15 protein-coding genes are annotated in these 20243 nt (G+C 60.0%); 8 read left to right on the top strand and 7 right to left on the bottom strand.

Translation table 11 applies throughout. The annotated features are described in order from the left end of the window. Positions 1-2: 2 nt before the first annotated feature. The gene (locus H8F22_RS12705; protein ID WP_194940245.1) at positions 3-1223 is read right to left on the bottom strand and encodes an MFS transporter; all 1221 of its coding nucleotides are present in this window, start codon (positions 1221-1223) and stop codon (positions 3-5) included. A 223-nt stretch (positions 1224-1446) separates the two neighbouring features. On the opposite strand from H8F22_RS12705, the gene H8F22_RS12710 reads away from it, so the two are divergent. Beyond that, entirely contained in the window at positions 1447-2541 is a 1095-nt protein-coding gene (locus tag H8F22_RS12710; RefSeq protein WP_194940246.1) for a Gfo/Idh/MocA family protein, read from the top strand. A gap of 67 nt (positions 2542-2608) precedes the next feature. Further along, a complete protein-coding gene (locus H8F22_RS12715) occupies positions 2609-3094 on the top strand; it encodes a DUF3592 domain-containing protein (protein ID WP_059182752.1) in 486 nt (161 codons plus the stop codon). 13 nt (positions 3095-3107) lie between these two features. Here H8F22_RS12715 and H8F22_RS12720 read toward each other — a convergent pair whose 3' ends face one another. After that, complete coding sequence (locus H8F22_RS12720; RefSeq protein ID WP_027926052.1) at positions 3108-4235, bottom strand: GGDEF domain-containing protein; 1128 nt, start codon at positions 4233-4235, stop codon at positions 3108-3110. A gap of 251 nt (positions 4236-4486) precedes the next feature. Next, entirely contained in the window at positions 4487-5056 is a 570-nt protein-coding gene (locus H8F22_RS12725; RefSeq protein ID WP_027926051.1) for a YceI family protein, read from the bottom strand. A 207-nt stretch (positions 5057-5263) separates the two neighbouring features. Between H8F22_RS12725 and H8F22_RS12730 the strand changes: the two genes are divergently transcribed. Continuing rightward, positions 5264-6010, top strand: a complete 747-nt coding sequence (locus H8F22_RS12730; RefSeq protein ID WP_194940247.1) for an SDR family oxidoreductase — start codon at positions 5264-5266, stop codon at positions 6008-6010. A gap of 39 nt (positions 6011-6049) precedes the next feature. On the opposite strand, the gene H8F22_RS12735 is transcribed toward H8F22_RS12730, so the two are convergent. The 3 genes from H8F22_RS12735 to H8F22_RS12745 form a co-directional block, all read right to left on the bottom strand. Next, on the bottom strand, positions 6050-6697 hold the full coding sequence (locus tag H8F22_RS12735) for a hypothetical protein (protein WP_194940248.1): 648 nt from the start codon (positions 6695-6697) through the stop codon (positions 6050-6052). A 562-nt stretch (positions 6698-7259) separates the two neighbouring features. Further along, entirely contained in the window at positions 7260-8603 is a 1344-nt protein-coding gene (locus H8F22_RS12740; RefSeq protein ID WP_027926048.1) for a sensor histidine kinase, read from the bottom strand. Beyond that, on the bottom strand, positions 8600-9259 hold the full coding sequence (locus tag H8F22_RS12745; protein ID WP_027926047.1) for a response regulator transcription factor: 660 nt from the start codon (positions 9257-9259) through the stop codon (positions 8600-8602). The genes H8F22_RS12740 and H8F22_RS12745 overlap by 4 nt, the downstream gene beginning before the upstream one ends. Before the next feature lie 132 nt (positions 9260-9391). On the opposite strand from H8F22_RS12745, the gene H8F22_RS12750 reads away from it, so the two are divergent. From H8F22_RS12750 to H8F22_RS12770, 5 genes are all read left to right on the top strand, one after another. Beyond that, the gene (locus tag H8F22_RS12750; protein WP_027926046.1) at positions 9392-9715 is read left to right on the top strand and encodes a PepSY domain-containing protein; all 324 of its coding nucleotides are present in this window, start codon (positions 9392-9394) and stop codon (positions 9713-9715) included. Between the two features lie 92 nt (positions 9716-9807). Beyond that, entirely contained in the window at positions 9808-10278 is a 471-nt protein-coding gene (locus tag H8F22_RS12755) for a DUF2271 domain-containing protein (RefSeq protein WP_027926045.1), read from the top strand. A 25-nt stretch (positions 10279-10303) separates the two neighbouring features. Beyond that, on the top strand, positions 10304-12484 hold the full coding sequence (locus tag H8F22_RS12760; RefSeq protein ID WP_194940249.1) for a PepSY domain-containing protein: 2181 nt from the start codon (positions 10304-10306) through the stop codon (positions 12482-12484). Then, positions 12468-13442 carry an FAD:protein FMN transferase gene (locus H8F22_RS12765; protein ID WP_231986506.1) on the top strand — a complete coding sequence of 325 codons (975 nt, stop codon included), beginning with the start codon at positions 12468-12470 and terminating at the stop codon, positions 13440-13442. The genes H8F22_RS12760 and H8F22_RS12765 overlap by 17 nt, the downstream gene beginning before the upstream one ends. Before the next feature lie 31 nt (positions 13443-13473). Next, the gene (locus tag H8F22_RS12770; protein WP_027926042.1) at positions 13474-14175 is read left to right on the top strand and encodes a VIT1/CCC1 transporter family protein; all 702 of its coding nucleotides are present in this window, start codon (positions 13474-13476) and stop codon (positions 14173-14175) included. A gap of 71 nt (positions 14176-14246) precedes the next feature. On the opposite strand, the gene H8F22_RS12775 is transcribed toward H8F22_RS12770, so the two are convergent. After that, positions 14247-20192 carry a peroxidase family protein gene (locus tag H8F22_RS12775; protein WP_194940250.1) on the bottom strand — a complete coding sequence of 1982 codons (5946 nt, stop codon included), beginning with the start codon at positions 20190-20192 and terminating at the stop codon, positions 14247-14249. Positions 20193-20243 lie beyond the last annotated feature (51 nt).

Raw genomic sequence — 20243 nt, forward strand, 5'->3', positions numbered from 1 at the left:
AATCAGCGTTGCAGCGCCTCGGCAATCGGCGCTTTGCCGAGACCGAAACTGAGCATCACCGCCAAACCGAGCACACCGATGGCCGCGCCCAGCCACAACGCTGAAGACACGCCGGCGTGATCAACCATCAAGCCGCCAAACAGCGAACCCGAAGCAATCGCCACCTGAAACGTGGTCACCAACATCGCGGAACTGGCTTCCGGCAATTGCGGCGACGTCAGTTGCATCCAACTGCTCACGCCCAGAGGAATTGCGCCGTAGGCAACACCCCACACCAACACCGCCAACGTCACGCCCCAATCCTGCAACCCGGGCAATGCCAATTGCGCGATCACCATCAGCAACACCACGGCGCCCAGCGACGCACGCAAGTGCGTGGTGATGCTCCCGGCCATGGCGAAGTTCGCCAACATGCCGACCAGGCCAAATCCGAGCAGAATCGCGGTGATCGCGCTCGGCGAAAAACCGGCGTCATGCCCCAGGAACGGCGCAATGTAGGTGTACGCCGTGAAATGCGCGGCGACCACTGTGCCGAGCAGCAGCATGCTGCGCCGGGCATTGCTGCGCGACAGAAACGCCAACAAGGCGCGCACCTGCAAGCCCTCGCGGGACGGCAGCGAGGGCAGCGTCAGCCATTGAGCCGCCAGTGCCAGCAACGCCAATCCCGCGGTCACGGCAAACGTCATCCGCCACGAAAACAGCGTGCTGACAAACGTACCAAACGGCACACCGAACACCGTCGCCAGGGTAATCCCGGCAAAAATCAGCGCCGTCGCTTTCGCCGCTTTTGACTCGCTGACCAAACGCCCGGCAGCCGCAATCGCCACCGCCCAGAATCCACCCAGCGCCACCCCCAACAAGCCGCGCCCCACCAACATGATCGACAACGACGGCGCCAACGCCGAAACAGCGTTGGACGCCACCAGCAACAGGGTCAACAACAGCAACAAATGTCGCCGATTCATCCGCCCCGCGCCGAGCATGATCGCCGGCGCCGACACCGCCGCCACCATGCCCGGCACGGTGACCATCAACCCCGCGACCCCATCGGTGATGCCCAGGCTATTGGCAATTTGCGGCAAGACGCCGACCGGCAGGTATTCGGTGGTGACAAAGGCAAAAGCGCCCAGGGCCACCGCGTACACCGACAGCCAGTCGCGCCAGGAGGACGGCTGCGCTGGCGCGTGCGCAGCGGTGGCCGGTGATGCAGACAGATCGTTCATGGCAAAGCTCCACAGGAATGAGTGGCGCCATGCTAGGTATCCGAGCCCTGCGGAAAAACAGTGCGCAGCTCCGATCACTGCGGATCAATCGTTCCGCAATCGAACAGGCGTGCCGCCATTAGCGCCTTTCCTGTCCGCAGTGTTCGGCCCTTTGGCCGGTTTTTCCGCGGGGCTGCGCTCCCTAGACTTCACCTCGTCAGCCAAACCCTACGAGGACATTCCCATGACAACTGCACACTCCCCTATTCGCGTCGGCATCATCGGCGTTGGCAACTGGGCTCGCCACGGCCATCTGCGCGTGCTTAATCTGCTGCCGCAATATCACCTGCAAGCGGTGTACAGCGAACACCGCGAACGTGCCGAAGCGGCAGCCGGTGAATATGACATCACGCAAGTGGCGGACTCCGTCGACGCGCTGGTCAACAACCCTGAAGTCGACCTGGTCGTGGTGCTCAACACCGCCCCGCAACACGAAAAAACCGTGCGTGCCGCCATCGCCGCCGGCAAAGACGTCTACTGCGAATGGCCGCTGACCACCACCACCGCAGACTCCGAACAACTGCTGCACCTGGCCAAGGATGCCGGCGTGCGCCACATCGTCGGTCTGCAACGCCGCCACGCGCCGCACAACCGCTACCTGCAAGACCTGCTGCAACAAGGCTACGTCGGCAAGGTGCGCTCCGTGCGGATGCACGTCAGCATGAATTACTTCCAGGCCCTGCGCCCCAACGCCCTGCGCTGGACCGCCCCCGAGGAAAACTTCTCCAGCGTCATCGCCATCTACGCCGGACACTTCCTCGACATGCTCTTCACCGCCACCGGTTGGCCCGTGAGCGTCTCAGGGTTGATGGTCAATCAGTTCCCGAAAGTGACCATCAAGGAAACCGGCGAAGTGCTGGACAGCACCGCCCCCGATCAGCTCGTACTCAGCGGCATGCTCGAAGACGGCGGGGTCATTTCGATCCACATCGAAGGCGGCAAACGCAACGGCTCAGGCGTGCAGATCGACATCACCGGCGACCAGGGCGACCTGAAAATCACCAACCGTTCGGCATTTGGCGAGGTCGGCGATGATTACGTGATCGAAGGTGCCCACGGCGACAATCTGGCACTGGAAGCACTGCCACTGCCTGCCAGCTATCAGCGTCTGCCCGAATCGACATTGCCTTCGGCGGTGCTGGAACTGGCTGAGCTGTATTACGTGTATGCGCAAGATGTGGTGGATGGCAGCCATGGCGCGGCGACGTTTGAAGAGGCGGTGCGCTTGCATCGGTTGCTGGATGCGGCCCGAGACGGACACCGGACAACCCTGAAATAATCCGTACCTAAAGTTATGACGCTCCTCGCCGACTCCTTCTGTGAATTTATCAACGAAGGACCGTGAGATGTATTACCCCCGCGAAGCTGAAAAAGATCACCTGTTCAACCGGGTGATCCTGCTCACCGTTGCCTGCTGTGTGGTGCTGATCCTGGCCGGCATGGCCCGGCACGAGGGCATCCGCTATGCCGCGATCCAGCTGGGCCCTGTCGAAACGACGGGGACAGTGACGCAACTCGATGACATCCTGATGAACCGCGACGGCAAAGTGATCCATTACCGCTACACCGATCTCGACGGCCAAGTGCACGACAACCAATACGTCGACGAACGTTATGCAACAAAAACCGCCTATGAAACCGGCGGCAGCATTCCCCTGCTCTACTCCCGCTGGCTACCGGCGCAAAGCAGCATCGCCCGCGAGCTGAACGGCAACCGTCCGGGGTTTTACATCATGATGGGTGGGGTATTGCTGACGTTGTTGTTCCTGGGGATATCGGCCAGGACACTGGGCCGGATTTATGCGATGAAAGAGGAAGACCGGTTCTATTAACCCTTCCCCGCCTTTACTCTGAAACCGCCACCTGGTTGCGCCCACGCGCCTTGGCCCGATAAAGCGCCTTGTCCGCATTATTCATCAGACTTTGCAGATCAGGGTCCTGCATCTCCATTGCGGCGACGCCAAGGCTGGCCGAAATGCGATAAACCGGGCCGGTCATCAACCCACCGATGGACTGGATCAGGTGCTCGGCAATTTCGAGGGCGACCTCAATGGACGTGTCCGGCAGCAGGATGGCGAATTCCTCGCCACCCAGCCGGCCGTAGACGTCCGTTTCACGAAAACAGGTGCTGATGACCACTCCCATCTGGCGCAATACCTGATCGCCAACCTGATGGCCGTAAGTGTCATTGATGTGCTTGAAGTGATCCATATCGAGCATGACCGCGCACAGCGGCAACCGATGGTATTGGCAGTTGTTGAACAACTGCTGCGCATGCTCAAAAAAAGCCCGGCGGTTTTTCAGCCCCGTGAGTTCATCGGTTTGCGCAGCATGCGTGGCGATGCGGTGCGCCAGTTCCATTTCACGGGTCAGGCGAAAAGCAGTTTCCAGCGCTTCGGACAGTTTGCGGGTGGCTCTGGCAACAAATGAAGCAAACACCACGACGGCCAGGGCCATACCGACTTGCAATGTTGTCGGCTGAAACACCAGCCAGGTGGTACACGGCAACAACACCAGGCCAATCGACACCAGCGTCATGTACCGGTAGGACGAGTAACACGACACGGCACTGACCGACATGCCGACGGCAAACAGCATGACCAGTGCCTGGGCCAACAGGTCGTCTGACGGCATGACGGCTAAAGCGCCAGCGCCCCAGATACCGGCAGACAACACCAGCGTCACCCAATAGATCCGCTCCCAGCGTTGCGGCGTGCGCTCACTGTCCGGGCTGCGAAAATAGACCACAAACATCAGGATGCGCAGTAACGAGGAGGCGCTCAGCAGGCCAATCCAGCCGATCATCACGTTGTGATCCATGCGCTCCCAGCACAGCCCGCACAGCATAAGCGCGGCCAGGTAACTGCCGAACACCGCGGACACGGATTGGTTGAACAGCTGTCGCAATCGGTCACCGCGCACTTGCGCCGCGATGAAAGTCTCCTGATGGTGCCGAAATCCTGGGCCATCCATGTGATCCGCCTAATCATGATGCTGCGACAAAAAAAGCGATTGTGGCACCCTGCCACCTAGACAAACAAATGAATCCCACGCCGAACTTAAGACCCACCGTACTTTGTAGCAGCTGGCGAAGCCTGCCCCCGGCTGCGCAGCAGTCATGAGATTAGACGATGCGGTGTTTCAGGAAATCCGCGTGTGCTGAATTTACGACTGCTTCGCAGCCGGACGCAGGCTTCGCCAGCTGCTACAAAGGCACCGCTGCGTTACTGCTGCGGCGCCACCATCTTGAAGCGGATATTGATGTCGTCGGAAACCACGGTATCGGCATATTCACCTTCGCCGATCTTGAAATCGCTGCGTTTGAGCGTTAACTCGCCGTCGAAGATGCCGATGGTGTCCTCGGCTTTTAGCAGGACCGGAACCGCGACATCACGGGTAACCCCCCTGAGCGTCAGTTTGCCGATGATTGTGTATTTGTTGTCGCCAAGCGCCTTCACATCGGTCGATTCAAAGGTCGCCACAGGATAATCCGCCGAATTGAACCAGGCGGGTTTTTGCAGTTCCGTGTTGGCGTCACTGCTGCCGGCATCGATGCTGTCGAGCTGGATGGTGAGCGATGCCTGGGCTGCCGCAGGGTTGGCCGTGTCGAAATCCAGCTTGGCTTCGAACACGCCAAACGTGCCGTACACCTGCGAGGTGAATTGGTTGTACGTGAAGGAGATCTTGCTCGCGGCTTGATTGACTTGTTTGTATTGCACCGCTTGCGCGCAGGGCAAGCAGCCAACAGTCAGCATGGCGGCCAGCACTGCGAGCCACGAGAATCGAACACTCATGGGATTCTCCGATAGAGGGCTCCCGTTATGAAGCGAACTGCCCACACACGCGGACGGACGATAGGACGACTAAAGCAAATAACTCGTGTTTCTTCCACTGGCAGCAGGACTTTCGACCACCTGTCGGCCACTCCCGGGCAGCGCCCGATATTGCCACCTTGGCGGGTGTTTAATACCCGTTGCACTCACCGCTTCGGGAGACGGGTCATGAAAGTCGTCGTCATCGGAGGTACCGGGTTGATCGGCAGCAAGGTCTGCAAAAACTTGCAGGAACTGGGCCATGAAGCCTTTGCTGCATCACCGAGCACCGGCGTCAATGTGATCAGCGGAGAAGGCCTCAAAGAGGCACTCCAAGGCGCTGACGTGGTGGTCGACGTGGCGAACTCACCCTCATTTGAAGACCACGCCGCATTGCACTTCTTCGAAACCGCCGGGCACAACCTGTTCGCGGCGGAGAAGCTCGACGGGGTCAAACACCATGTAGCCCTGTCTGTCGTCGGCACCGAGCGGATGCTCGACAGCGGTTACTTCCGGGCAAAAATGGCGCAGGAAGCGCTGATCAAGACGTCGGGTATTCCCTACACCATTCTGCGGGCCACCCAATTCTTTGAGTTTATCCACGCCATCGCTCACTCCGGACGTGAGGAAGGCGACACTATTCACCTGACGTCTGCCGCGTTGCAACCGGTGGCCTCGGACGATGTCGCGACAGCGCTGACCGATATTGCGCTGAAAGCGCCGGTCAATCAGACCGTCGAAGTGGCCGGACCTGATAACCGGCCGCTCGTCGAGTTCGCCAGCGATTACCTCAAGCACACCCAAGACCCGCGCCAAACCGTGGCGGACGACTCGGTTCCCTACTTTGGTGCGCCGATCAATGACCAGTCACTGACACCGGGCGCCAAACCGATCATTGGCGCGACGCGGTTTCAGGACTGGCTCAAGGCCCACTAGACCACTGTTTGACCAGGAAAACTTAAACGCTCAACGGGCCTAACATTGGCTCGCCACCGTCCGCGGGGAAATAACGGCGTAGTCCTGTTTTTTCACTCGCTGAGTCAACACCAGCATGCTCAGGAAACCCAGCGCAATCAGCACCGGATACGCCATCAACAGTTCGGACAGGGAGTATTTCCAGGCCAACGGCCGACCGACGCCCAGCATGGCCGCATACATCCAGGACACGGCCGACAGCGAGCCGCAGAACAGCGCGAGCATCCGTGCGCTGAATCCGAGATCGAGCAAGGAGCCTGCCTTTTGCAGCGCGGGCAATACCAGGCGATGCAACAAGATGCCGTTGTAGGTCAGCAGCATGACAATGATCACTTTGGCTTGAAGTTTGGGGTTCATGAAGTAGTTCATGCCTTTTTCCAGGTAATCAATACCGATGACCGCGGCGCCCGTCACCCACAAGGCTATCAAAGCAACGATCACAGACTTCTGCAGACTTTCCATATGAGCATGATCGTGTTCAGTGAATGTTTTTCGATTCAACAAATCTTTAACCATTGCAATATCACTGGTCAACACCAAACCAATGGCCACACAACAAGCCACTAAATGAACGTAAATAACGCCCAACCGCAAAAACTCCATACACTCTTTATTCTCGAGCAGGCTCATAATTGTATTTATCGCCACGGTACTTTCTCCACCTTGTTCGATAGTACAGATCGGCAACTAACAGGGTATTTAACTCTTCAAACCCCCGTGCGATCTTACTTTTATAAGAGATGCCAAATCGCAGACCTGACACTGCGTAGCCCATTGATTCACTTGGCAAACCAATGACCGACTTGTTTACTGCCTCCTGAATTTCAGATAAAAAAATCCCCATTTGCAGTCACTGCATATGAGGTTCGTTTTCCACTTCTTTTCTACGACTGCTGGAGCAGGTCATGGTGACGTGCTGAAGTATCAGAGGGTGTTACGCCTCGAATGTTCATTTCTCAAGCAAACTACCGACAAACGGTTACTTCAGCGAAACTCATCGAATCTGACCACAAATCGACAACTTCTCCGAAAGCCGCGCACTAACTGGCCCGCTTTAAATTAGATCAGCCTCAGGCTCTTTCATTGGATCCATTAGTTGTTGCGTTACTCACGAAAAGTGCAATAGAGACCGGCTCGCATTTACGTCCATGTACGACTAAAACAGTCATACTTTTTCACGTCTGAAACTCGGGCTCTCGCCAGCCCCGCCTCAACCGTCGATCGCCGACGCGAGCGGGAGCCAGACGCACACTTCGAAACCCTCTTGCCGACCTGTTGCAGGGGAGCTCAATTTCATTCTCGCGTTAACCCCCTGCACAATCGTTTTGGCAATCGCCAGGCCCAATCCTGAACCGCTGATCTCACTGTGACCGCGTACAAAGCGCTCGGTCAGGTGCTGCAACACTGGCGCCGGCACCACCGGCCCGCCATTGACTATCCGCAGCTGGGCCTGGTCGGTGAGGCTGACTTCGATCGGTTGCGCGGTCGCGCCATACTTCAGAGCGTTCTCAATCAGGTTACGCAACAAGATGCCAAAGGCGTCCGGGTCGATGTTCGAGTACACGCTGGCCTGGTGTGGCAGTTGCAACTCGATGCGCTGGCCGCTGCGCTGGTTCCACTCATCGACGCTATGGGCCAACAACGGAATCAGGTCCTGAGGCGTTTCGGACAGCAGCCCACCGCCCTCGGCCTTCGCCAGTTGCATGAGCTTTTCCGACAGCCGCGCCAGCTCGCGCAAGGCGTTTTCGATCTTCGCCGCACGCACTCGCAAAGGGCCTTCAGGCGCCTCCTGGTGCAAGCGCTGGATCTGCGCCAAGGTCGCGGCCAATGGTGTACGCAACTCATGAGCGCTGTTGGCGGTAAAGCTGCGCTCGGCTTCGAGGGCCTTGCGCAAGCGCTCCAGCAGGTGATTGACCGCCTCAGCCAACGGATCGATTTCTGCCGGCAGGCGGGCCACCTGGATCGGTGACAGATCACCCACACCACGCGCCTCGACCGCACGTCGATACGCCAACACGCTACGCAGGCTGATCCGCACAAACAGCCAGGTGCCCAACAGGCTGACGGGAATCAGCGCCAACAGTGGCAGCAACAAGGCAAACAAGGCTTCCCGCGCGGCTTCACGGCGATGATTCAACGGCTCGGCGACTTCAATGAACAGCGTCCCGCGCAATGCACTGGCGCCATACAAGCGGTACTTCTCAGAGGTAGAAAAACCTTCGGACGGTTGTTGATTGAAGATCTTCGGGTTGGCGTCGTGGGACTGCATCAGGATCTTGCCACTGGCATCGCGCACCAGGTACGTCAGGTATTCCTTGTGCATTTTCAACGTCGCAACATGCTGTGCCTCTCGGGGTTCCTCCCGGTTGCTGATTTCCAGCACGGCCAACGGCAAGATGCGTTGCGCGGTTTCTTCCAGTGCGCTGTCGAATGCCTCGTCCAACTCATGTTGCACCACCAGCCAGGCGCCGACGGTTGCGCCCAGCCAGAGCAAGGTCATGCCCAGGGTCAACCCCAGGCCGAGACGTTTTTGCAGGCTCACAGAAGGCTTCATACGGCCATCAACCGGTAGCCCATGCCGCGCACGGTTTCGATCAGATCCCGACCCAGCTTTTTACGCAGCCGGCTGATATAGACCTCGATGGTATTGCTTTCGATTTCAGCACCGAAGGCATACAGCCGTTCTTCCAGCTGCGACTTGGACAACAGCGCGCTGGGGCGCTGCACAAACGCTTCGAACAGCGCCCACTCTCGCGCCGTCAGGTCCACGGTAGTGCCGGCACGCTGCACGGTGCGGGCGTTCATGTCGACCTGCAAATCACCGAGCCTGATCTGTGGATTTGGGTTGCCGCTGTAACGTCGGGCCACCGCAGCCACACGGGCCGAGAGCTCAAACAGGTCGAACGGTTTGACCAGGTAATCATCGGCCCCGGCATTGAGACCGGCGATACGATCGGAGATCTGATCCTGAGCGGTCAGAATGATCACCGGGGTCACGTCCCCTGCCGAGCGTTGCTGACGCAAAAAATCCAGCCCGCGCCCATCCGGCAGCATCAGGTCAAGCAGGATCAGGTCGTAAGGCGTGGTGCGTACGCTGTTGCGCGCATGGTCCAGGCGCTGCACCCAATCAACGGCGTGGCCGTCATCGGCGATCTGCTCGCGCACCGCCTCCCCCAACCCTGGTGCGTCCTCGACCAATAAAACCCGCATCTGGTACCCCCCGTGATGGTTGTCGTGCAACACCTTAGTTGCCTTACCTGACGTCAATCTGAAGATTCAGCTGGTTGTCAGGAATGCACCTTAGGGTATGCCACAGACGCCGACCTCGGCAGGAGACAGATCATGAAAACAGGTTTTATTGCCCATGCCGCGCTGTTGAGCCTGCTGCTCAGCGGTTATGCCCTGGCCGATGACGATTGCAGCGACCCGGTGAGCGACTGGCAACCACGCGAGACTTTGCGTCAGCAGGTCGAGCGGCAATACGGCTGGAGCGTGCAGCGCATCAAGGTCGACGACGGTTGTTACGAGCTCAAGGGCCTGGACCGCAAAGGCAATGGCATCGAAGCCAGCTACTCACCGGCCTCGCTGCGCCTGCACACACTTGAGATTCATTTCCGCAACGACGGCGATGCCAGGGACTACCTCGGCAGCCCGCTCACCGAATGACGCCTCACCTGTCGATGAATTTTTCCTGCGCTTCAGGTTGCTGTCAGCCAGCAGGTCCAGTCTCTCGACCTAACGATCAAAAGGACACCCTCATGAAAAAGATCATCGCAGCCACCTGCCTCGCCAGCGCCATTGCCTTGCCGGGTCTGGCCCAGGCCCGTGAAGTGACCTTGACCACTCAGCTCAAAGACTACAGCGGCAATGATGCCTACCTGGCGATCTACGTGACTGACGCCAATGGCCAATACCAGAAAACCCTGTGGGTGGCCGGCAAGAAGGCCAAGTACTACAAGCACCTGGGCGACTGGGCCCGTGGCAGCGGGATGAACCCGAGCGAGTTTGACGGGGTCAGCGGCGCCAGTGTCGGCAGCGGGCGCACGCTCAAAGTCAGCGTCGAACTGGCAGACACCCTGATTGATGCCGGGTACCAGATTCGCATCGACAGTGCCGTCGAGGACAAACGCGACGCCCGCGCCGATGTCAGCGTTCCCCTGACCTCCAAAGGCTCAGGCAAGCCGGCGACCGGCAGTGCCTACGTCGACTCCTTTACTTACGATCTGTAGCACCCGCCATCTCTGGAGGCTGAACATGCTTCGTCAGTTCCATTCCCTTCCTGGCCTGATCGCCGCCCTGCTGGTCATGGTGTTGGCCATCAGCGGCGCGATCCTGTCTGTCGACCCGGCGCTGGAACGCTTGCACAGCACGTCCACGCCTGCCGGACAACTTAACGTCGGCCAACTGGCCGGGCGCGTTGCCAGCCACTTTCCGGGCGTAGAGCAGATCCAGCGCACAGCGTCCGGGACGGTCATCGTCTACTACAACCACAACGGTCAGGCTGGCGCAGAAAAGGTCGACCCAATGACCGGCCAAGGCCTCGCGCCCTACGAGCCATCCGCGTTCTCGCGCTGGGTGAAAGAACTGCACCGCTCGATGTTCCTTGGCACGCCGGGCCATGGCGTGTCGGGTGTCGGCGCGCTGTTCATGCTGATGTTGTCGGTGACCGGTGCGCTGTTGCTGGTCCGGCGCCTGGGTGGCTGGCGCAACCTGCTGCGGCCATTACGGGGCACCTTCAGCCAGCGCTGGCACGCTGAAGTCGGGCGACTGGCCTTGCTGGGGCTGCTGCTGTCGGCATTGAGCGGGCTCTACATGTCCGCCGCCACCTTTGGCTTTATCGCCGACGGCAGTCAGAGTGAACCCGCCTTCCCCGCTCACGTCAGTGCCGGTCCGGCCTTGCCGGTGGCAAAGCTGCAAGCCTTGCAGGCCACCGACCTCAATGATCTGCGCGAACTGGTCTACCCCAGCCCCAATAATGCGCAGGACGTATTTTCCCTGCGCACGGCCCAGGGCGACGGCTACGTGGACCAGGCCAGCGGCGCGTTGCTGTCCTATCAGGCCCACGACTCGATGCACAACCTCTACGAATTGATCTATCAATTGCACACCGGTGAAGGCCTCTGGTGGCTGGGCTTGCCGCTAGGGCTCTGCGCCCTCTGCGTACCGTTGATGAGCGTGACCGGCATTGTGTTGTGGTGGCGCCGCCGCAAGGCGAGCCCGACCCTGCGCCACAACAGCCCGGCCCACATTGCCGACTGCGTGATTCTGGTGGGCAGTGAAAACAACAGTACCTGGGGCTTTGCAAAAACCCTGCATGATGCTTTGCACCTGGCGGGACACCGGGTGCATAGCGCGACAATGAATCAATACGCCAACCACTACAGCAACGCTCAGCGCGTGTTCATCCTCACCGCGACCCACGGTGACGGTGACGCGCCAGCCTCGGCTTCGCAGTTCCTGGAACGACTGGCGAAAACCGGCCTCAAGCCCGGCCTGCCCTTTGCCGTGCTGGGCTTTGGTGATCGGCAGTTTACGCAGTTCTGTCAGTACGCCCATCAGGTGCAGGACGCGATGTTGCAGGCCGGTGGCTCGCCATTACTGGGGCTGGAAACCGTCAATCGCCAGTCCTCCCAGGAGTTTGCGCGCTGGGGCCATGCGTTGGGCGAAGTGCTCCAGCATGACCTGACACTGGTCCATACCCCGCAGCGGCCACAGACCTATCCATTGCAGCTGACGGAGCGCATTGTCTACGGTGAGCAGGTGAACGCACCGACCCACGTCTTGCGCTTCAAGGCACCCGGCAAGCTGCCGGACTTTCTGGCCGGTGACCTGGTCGGGATTTTGCCCCCGGGCAGCCCGATCCCCCGCTTCTACTCGCTGGCCAGCGGCTCCCAGGACGGCGTGTTGGAAATCTGTGTGCGCAAACACAACGGTGGCGTGTGCTCGGAATTTCTCCATGGCCTGGACATCGGCGGGCCAATCGAAGCGTTTATCCAGCCCAACCCGCAATTTCGCCCGGCGTCAGGCACGCATCCGGTAATCCTGATCGGTGCCGGTACCGGCATCGGTCCACTGGCGGGTTTTATCCGCAACAACACGGCTCGACACCCGATGCACTTGTATTGGGGTGGACGCAACCCGGCCTCGGATTTCCTTTATGAACCGCAGCTTAATCAATACTTGTCGGACCGACGCCTCACGGCATTGCGTGCCGCCTTCTCTCAAGTTCAGGACCGCAGCTACGTGCAAGACCGGCTGATCAGTGATGCCCTGGCCTTGCGCCGACTGATTGAAAAAGGCGCCCAGGTGCTGGTGTGTGGCAGTCGCGAGATGGCCAAAGGCGTGATGCAGGCCCTCGATGAAGTGTTGGCCCCTCTGAACCTGAGCGTGCTGACCCTCAAGGCACAAGGACGCTACCGTGAAGACGTCTACTGAGTTGCAACGCTACAACCTCAACGGCGAAACCATGGGCACCCGCTACACCGCCCTGTTCTATGCCGCTGCCGGGATTGATACCGACGCCGTCGGCCACAACCTGGCACGCGCCGTGGCCCGGGTGGATCAGCAAATGTCCACCTGGAAACCCGGCTCTGACCTCAATCGCCTCAACGCCGCCCCAGAGCAGCAATGGGTCTCAGTGCCTGAAGAACTGGCGACGGTGCTGTCTGCGGCACTGCGCGTCAGTCAGCAATCGGGCGGTGCCTTCGACATCGCGGTCGGTGATCTGGTTGACGCCTGGGGGTTCGGCCCCGCAGAACAGACGATCACAGAGCAGGCGCTCACCACGTCGCCCCACGCACGCCTGTCAGCCAGCGCTGCGCTGGTGATAGATACGCAACGCAATCAGGTGCGCAAACGCGCACCACTGCAGCTAGATTTGAATGGCATTGCCAAAGGGTTTGGCGTGGATGAACTGGCCCGTTGCCTGGACGGATTGGGCATCACCCGCTACCTGGTCGGTATCGATGGCGAGATGCGCGCCCGGGGTGTCAAGCCGGATGGCCAGTGCTGGGCCGTAGCCCTGGAAAAGCCCCGCCGGGGCGTGCGTGAAGTCATGGGCGTGATGGAACTGGGTGATGCCGCTATCGCGACCTCAGGGGACTATCGACACTGGGTCGATGTGGCCGGCCAAGCCTATGCCCATACCATGAACCCGGCCACCGGCGCGCCACTGTGCAACCCGCTTGCCGCCGTCACCGTGGTGGCGTCCTCCTGCATGCTCGCCGATGCCTGGGCCACGGCGTTGATGGTGCTGGGCGAAACCGAGGGCCCACGTCTGGCACAGGAACGCGGGATGGACGCACTGTTCGTGCTGCGCGACGGCCAACAGTTCAAGGAAATATCCATTGTCGGCGGCCAATTGCAGGCGCAGATTGAAACCCGTCCGATGTGAACCGCCCAATGACAGTGAGTCGCGATCAACCATGAAATTCATGCACAGGCACACCGAGGCACACCGAAGCGATCGTATCGGCTGGCTGCGCGCCGCCGTCCTTGGGGCCAATGACGGGATTGTCTCCACCGCCAGCCTGCTGATCGGCGTTGCGGCCGCCAACGCCAGCCACGCCACGTTGCTGGTCACGGGCATGGCGGGGCTGATGGCCGGCGCCATGTCCATGGCCGCTGGCGAATACATCTCCGTACACTCCCAGGCCGATACCGAGCGCGCCGACTTGTCCCGCGAACAGGCCGAGTTAGCCAGCGATCCGAAAGCCGAACACATCGAACTCGCCAACATCTACATGCACCGTGGTGTCTCCCCCGAGTTGGCGCATCAGGTGGCCGATCAATTAATGGCCCATGACGCACTGGGCTCTCACGCTCGGGACGAATTGGGCATCAGCGCCACCCTCACCGCCAAACCCTTGCAAGCCGCCCTGGCCTCAGCCGCCAGCTTCGTGGTGGGTGCCGCATTACCGTTGGCGGTCACGTTTGTCGCGCCGGAGCACAACGTGGTGCCGTGGATATCGGGCATGTCGTTGGTGTTTCTCGGGACGCTGGGCGCCATCGCCGCCAAGGCCGGCGGCGCTAATGTCCTGACCGGAGCCTGGCGAGTGACATTCTGGGGGGCACTGGCCATGGGCATTACGGCACTGGTGGGGCACCTGTTTGGCGCCGTCGTCTAATTCACGCTCCTGCGCACAAAAAACAAAGGGCGCCTGTTAATTAAAACGGGCGCCCTTCATACGCTGCCAACCTATGCCACGCCGACAAAATCACTCGCAGTAAGGGCCACATGCCCGACCAGATCAATTTGGAAATCGGCGCCATTGCCGCTGTTCACATTGCCCTCCACATACGTGTGATCGACCCCGCCGACATTGACGAAGTGGTACTTCAACTGCGCCTGGTTGCTGAACTCGGTGCCGGCGCCGTTCCACTCGCCGAGGAAGGTGAAGTCCTGATTACCCGCCGAACCTGCGCCGGAGGTCCGGGCATCGATCGAGGTCAGATCGATGTGGTCGGAGCCCTGCGTAAAGTCGGTGATGACGTCGCGGCTTGTGGTTGAAGTACCCGAGTCGCTAGTCGAGGAGAACACAAACATGTCCGCCCCTGCACCGCCGGTCAATGTATCGCGGTTGCCATTGCCGGTCAGCGTGTCGGCGCCACCGCCACCACTCAAGGTGTCGATACCGCCCTGCCCGGTCAGGGCGTTATTGGCGTTGTCGCCGGTCAGGGTATTGGCACCCGAGCTGCCGATGACATTCTCGACACCGGTCAAGGTGTCGCTACCGGTTTGCGAACTGCTGGCCAGGCCGGTAGACAGGTTGACCGTGGCGCTGGCCGAGGTCCCTGACAAGTCATAGGTATCGGTGTCGCCACCGCCGTCGTAGCTGTCATTGCCATCGTTGACCGACGCCCGGAAGGTGTCATTGCCAAGGCCACCGAACAGGTTGTCCGCGCCTTGCCCGCCAATCAACGTATCGTCACCGCTGCCACCGTCCATCCAGTCATTGCCGCCCTGGCCTTGCAACACGTTGCTGACGCCGTCGCCCTGAATGTGATCGTCGCCCGAACTGCCGGTGACGTTTTCGATGCCGGTCAGGGAGTCGTTGCCGGTCTGGGTGCTGGTTGACGTACCGGCGATCAAATCGACCGTGGCGGGCGCCGATGTCGCCGACAAATCGTAGGTGTCAGTGCCGGTGCCACCGTCATAGTGGTCGTTGCCGTCGTTCAGCGACGCCAGCATCGTGTCGTTGCCTGCCTCACCAAAGACCGTGTCGTTACCGGCCAGGCCGCTGAGCTGGTTGTTGCCGCTGTTGCCATGGATCACGTTGTCCAGCGCGTTGCCGGTGCCGTTGATGTTGTTCGAGCCCAGCAAGGTCAGGTTCTCGACGTTGGCACCGAGGGTGTAGCTGACCGAGGACATGACCGTGTCGGTGCCTTCGTTGAGGTTTTCCTGAACCACATCGCCATTGGCATCGACCATATAGATGTCATTGCCGGCGTTGCCGCGCATCGTGTCGTTACCGGTGCCGCCGTCCAGCAAGTCGGAACCCAGCCCGCCATTGAGGACGTCATTGCCCGAGTAGCCCATCAGGATGTCTTGATAGTTGGTGCCATTGAGCGTGTTGCCAAAGAAGTTGGTGCCTTCGATGAAGCGCCCTACCGCTTCCGAAGGGTCGGACGTCAGTTGTTCCACCGTGCCGTTATTGTCGGTGTAAGTGGTGATCACCCGCAGTTGCTGGCCGAACTGCGCCGAGGTAGGCGCAAAAGTCGATGCATTCGCCCCGGCGATACTAATCCAGGTCGCGCCCACCAGTGCCTGCCACTGATAGGAGAACCCGCTCGGCCCAGGCAAGCCGTCCGCATCCTGGATGGCCGACGTATTGGCGGTCAGCCGGTATTGAGCCGGCACCGGACGGCTGGGCGTGGTCGGCGCGGTGGCATAACCCGAGAGCACCACGTTGCCGGTCGGCAGGTGATTGGTGATGCTCAGGTTGATCGTGCGGTCGGCGAAGCGCAGTTTTTCAACGCCGATGACAATATCGGTGCCATCGACGTTCGCAGCGCCCACCCGCAGGTCCACCACTTTGAACGCCGTGATCAGCTCGCCGCCGGGCCGGGTATCAGTGAACTTGGTAATGCTGTAATTGGCATAGTTGCCCGAGTAGATGGCTGTATCCGCCGCGCCATCGGCAGTGCCGGCGGCCTGGTGGTTATCGCCCAGGACGAAGTCGGGGCGGGTCGATTGCAAGCCGGTGAAGTGCTCGGCAAACCCTTGACTGGCCAGCAGGTGATTGAGATCAGCGAGTTTGATCGAGTCCCCGACGATCACGTCATTGCCGCCGTTGCCTTGGGAGACATCGTCACCACTGCCGCCAATCAGCCAGTTCTCCGTGGCATTGCCGATCAGGCCCGCCAGCGGATTGGCCGGCGTGGCGGTGTTCGCACGGGCGTCACTGAAGCGTGAACCGATCAACCCTTCGATGTCCGTCAGCAAGGCGTTGAACGGCTGGAACAGCACGGAAGTACCCGGTGCCGCTACGATGTTCTGATTGTTGAGGTCTGCTGCGGCGTCCAGCGCAATGTTCACATCGCTGAAGGCCGCAATGTCGAAGCCCACATCGCCAAGGGCTTCATCACCGTCCCCCTGACCGGGCGCGCCACCCAGGCCCGGCAACAGAATGTCGTCGCCGACACCACCAAACTCCTGGTCGCCGGTGGAGCCGCCGGAAATGATGTCGTCGCCGTCCTCACCGAACAGAATGTCCGGGCCGTCGCCGCCATAAATCTCATCATTACCGTCACCGCCATGCACCAGGTCGGTGTCGCCACCGGCATCGATGTAGTCATTGCCGGCACCACCGTACAGCTCGTCGATCCCGGCTTCACCATAGAGATGGTCATTGCCGTTACCGCCAATCACCACATCGAGGGCACCGGCGCTGGTCCCGGCATAGATGGTGTCATCCCCTTCCCCGCCATCGAGGAAGTCTTCGATATCACCGCCATAGATCACGTCGTTGCCGTCGCCACCGTAGATGTGGTCGGCACCGGCCTTGCCATCCAGGATGTCGTCGCCGCCTTCACCGTAGATCGTATCGTCACCGTCCCCGGCATCGAGCCAATCGTTGTAGTCGGTGCCGACCAGCACTTCGTGGGAGTTGTAACCCACGGCTGCAGTGCCATCGGGGTTCTCGCCCTGATCCGGACGGTAGTCACGGATATACGTTTGTGCCGTGTGCGTTTCCGGATTGGTCAGGCTGACCAGCAAGCCATTGCCGCCAATCCCGCCCGCGCCACCGGTGGAGTAAACACCGACATGGTTGGCCGCGATCAGCGTGCCGTATTTGTGCTCGCTCTTGTACGCCGTGGCACTGGCGCCAGAATCGGTGTAGCTCAATTCGACGTAGCTATCGGCATAGCCGAAGACATCACCGGCCAGGTGCCGGGCGTCGGTGGTGCGCTCAATGATGTCCTTGAATTGCTCGGTCACCACCTGCTCATTGAGGTTGGTCATCGCTGGCAAGCCGAGGTCGAGGCGGAACAGGTAATAGAAACGGTCACCGTCCATCAACCGTTCCATCTGGTCCTCGAAAATGGCGTTGAAAGTGGTACCCAGTTGCCCGGTATAGACGTGTTTTTCCGCCAGGCCACCGATCCACAGGTCAATCGCGTTGTAGCCGTCATAGCCCGCCACATGATTGCCGTTGGCGTCTGCTGCGCCGGAGAGGAATAACGCCGCCTCTTCGGCCGTGACGCTGCCACCGGCATAGGTGGCGGTAACGCCGGAGACATCGGCATCGATGATCGCCTGGGCATGCGCCACGTCGCCGTCGAAGGAATAGGCGGCGATAAAATTCACCAGGGACTCGGGGTGAATCATGTTGTTGGCGAAGTCACTCCAACTGGTATAGGGCGTCAGGCCATCGACGATCAGGTTGGTGTGGTGCTGCGCGCCGGCCGGTGAGGCCCGTTCGGCAATCAGCGCATCGTGGATCTGCTGACGCGCCTGGTTCAGGGTCGGCAGGCCCAAGTCGCGACCACGGGCCAGGTTGATCGTTGCCAGGTCCAAAGGCTGGCCCAGCAAGCCTTGTTGCAAGGCCGGAGTGACGAACTCGTCGATTTCGTTACTGATCTGCCGAGTCATGCCCAACGCGATAGCGGTCGGCCCCACTTCGGCGAAACCGCCAGGGTTGAGGAAGGCCTGCTCCAGCGCATAGTGGGTAATCGCGCCGGTCAGGTCGTAGCCGCCGCTCGCGCTTTTTTCCAGGGCATCGATGGTTTCACGCAATTGCGAGTGCCCGAAACGGAACGCTGCCTGGCCATACTCCAGCGAGATGTTGGTGTTGATGCCCGAGTCGTAGGTTACGAATTCCGGCAGGTCCGGGGTAATCAGCCGCGCGTACTGGTCGATCGCGACGTGTTGGTATTCCATTTCCACGGTCAACTTGGCGGCGTAGAACAACTTGTCCTGATCCCAGGACACCGTGACGCCATCGGCCAGGGTGAAGTTGCCATTGACATCGGTATAGAAACCACCGCTACCGTTACTCACCTGTACCTGCCAGTTGTGGCGCACAGTGACGTCGGTCTGCGCCAGCACCTCGTTCTGCAGGTTGATCAGCTGCACGTTGTGGTCTTCGTGGAAGACGTGGTGAATGGCGGTCAGGCCGAAGTTTTCGTTCACCCGGCCATCACCGGCAATGTAGTGGTCGCCCACCGACTCCAGCAGCAACTCGTTGGCCACCGCAAAATCGGCACTGCCGGGCGCGGCGCTGATGGAGAAGTCAGAAAAGTTGACGAAGCTGAACAGGTTCTTCGGCCCCGAGTTGTCATAGTTGATGACCATCCCGAACGGGTTGTTCGCATCGAATGTGATGCTGGTGATGTGCGCATCCAGCGACATCAGCTTCGCCTGATCGATATGCAGATCGTCGAAGTGCGGGTTCATGTCCAGCAGGATCGCTTCGCGGGTGTACACCGCTTGCACGCCTGCCGTGGTCGGGTCTGCGTCCAGCACATGGCCGTGGGCATCGCGCACGCGGAAGTTGGCGATGTCGTCCCAGGTCAGGTCGTCACGACCGGTGGCCAGCACATGAGCACGTAACTCGCTCAGGGTCGGCAGGGTCTGGTGGGTCAGCACACCGTTGAGGGTCCAGGCGGCTTCATCACTCAGGGTCGTGCCGTCGAACAACGCCGCCCCGGCAATGAATTGGCCAGGGTGATTAGGGTCCGCTACCCACTGACGCAGCAATTGAGTCACGGCATCGTTAGAGCCGTAAGTCTGGTTCTGATCGATGTACGGCGAGTCGAGGTTGACGTATTGCGCCTGGCCTTGGCCGTCCACTTCGCTGACTGTCGCCCGATGCACTTTGATCGAGTAAACCGGTTGCCCGTCCGGGCCAATCGAGCCATACAGCGGATCATCCGGCGCCAACGGAATAGTGATCGTCGCGTTTTGATTGGGCTTGTTGATGAAGTCCAGGCCGTGGTCGAAGAACTGCCCGAACAAGGTGAACCAGCCAGTGGTCGACGGGTCGCCGCTGACGGTGTTCTGGTTGCGAATGTAGTACTGGCCGGAATCCGGTGAGGTGGTATCGACTTCGCCGATGGTACCGAGAATGCCCGGATCCGTGACGATCGCCACGCCGTTCGCGGTGTGCTGGATGTGCCCATTGGCATCGGTGGCAAAAGTCACCCCGCCGCTGACAATGGTCTGGCTGATCATCCGTGGTGTGTAGTCCACCAGCGAGGCTGTCGGATCGCTATACAGTGAACTATTGTCAGTCAGGGGCGTGGCATCGGCGGGAACGCCCGGTCCTGCCAACGCGGCGTTATCCAGGTTCTGATGAACGTAGTGCGTGTAGTCCGAGTGGGTCAGGCGGATGAAGTTCTGCCCGAAACTGCCCCAACTCTGTCCGTCCTGCGTCAGGTTGTTGAAGTGACCAGAGACGTCACGCAAACCGATCGGGTCCCGTGCGCCGTTGTACCACTGGGTTTCGCCGGCCGGGATGTCCAGCGGATTGAAACTGCCGAGGATGCCCAGCACATGGACATTGCCGTCCGAACCGTTGTAACCGTACAGCGGTTCACCAGCGGCGTTGTAACCCACGATATGAATGGTCGGAAACGTAACCTGCTGTTCAAGAAACGAAATATCGTTTTGATTGAGGGTGAAGCGTTTTAGCTCATACATGGCAAGCTCCAGATATCCATTGAACAGCAGGGTTTTTCACCGACTTATCAC

This window comes from Pseudomonas mucoides (assembly GCF_015461845.1).
Taxonomy (GTDB): domain Bacteria; phylum Pseudomonadota; class Gammaproteobacteria; order Pseudomonadales; family Pseudomonadaceae; genus Aquipseudomonas; species Aquipseudomonas mucoides.

Excerpts from the sequence above, each read along its gene's own strand:
- H8F22_RS12720 (WP_027926052.1), bottom strand. The coding sequence starts at position 4,235 with ATGGATGGCCCAGGATTTCGGCACCATCAGGAGACTTTCATCGCGGCG.
- H8F22_RS12740 (WP_027926048.1), bottom strand. The coding sequence starts at position 8,603 with ATGAAGCCTTCTGTGAGCCTGCAAAAACGTCTCGGCCTGGGGTTGACC.
- H8F22_RS12760 (WP_194940249.1), top strand. The coding sequence starts at position 10,304 with ATGCTTCGTCAGTTCCATTCCCTTCCTGGCCTGATCGCCGCCCTGCTG.
- H8F22_RS12710 (WP_194940246.1), top strand. The coding sequence starts at position 1,447 with ATGACAACTGCACACTCCCCTATTCGCGTCGGCATCATCGGCGTTGGC.
- H8F22_RS12750 (WP_027926046.1), top strand. The coding sequence starts at position 9,392 with ATGAAAACAGGTTTTATTGCCCATGCCGCGCTGTTGAGCCTGCTGCTC.
- H8F22_RS12745 (WP_027926047.1), bottom strand. The coding sequence starts at position 9,259 with ATGCGGGTTTTATTGGTCGAGGACGCACCAGGGTTGGGGGAGGCGGTG.
- H8F22_RS12775 (WP_194940250.1), bottom strand. The coding sequence starts at position 20,192 with ATGTATGAGCTAAAACGCTTCACCCTCAATCAAAACGATATTTCGTTT.
- H8F22_RS12770 (WP_027926042.1), top strand. The coding sequence starts at position 13,474 with ATGAAATTCATGCACAGGCACACCGAGGCACACCGAAGCGATCGTATC.
- H8F22_RS12725 (WP_027926051.1), bottom strand. The coding sequence starts at position 5,056 with ATGAGTGTTCGATTCTCGTGGCTCGCAGTGCTGGCCGCCATGCTGACT.
- H8F22_RS12715 (WP_059182752.1), top strand. The coding sequence starts at position 2,609 with ATGTATTACCCCCGCGAAGCTGAAAAAGATCACCTGTTCAACCGGGTG.
- H8F22_RS12755 (WP_027926045.1), top strand. The coding sequence starts at position 9,808 with ATGAAAAAGATCATCGCAGCCACCTGCCTCGCCAGCGCCATTGCCTTG.
- H8F22_RS12705 (WP_194940245.1), bottom strand. The coding sequence starts at position 1,223 with ATGAACGATCTGTCTGCATCACCGGCCACCGCTGCGCACGCGCCAGCG.
- H8F22_RS12730 (WP_194940247.1), top strand. The coding sequence starts at position 5,264 with ATGAAAGTCGTCGTCATCGGAGGTACCGGGTTGATCGGCAGCAAGGTC.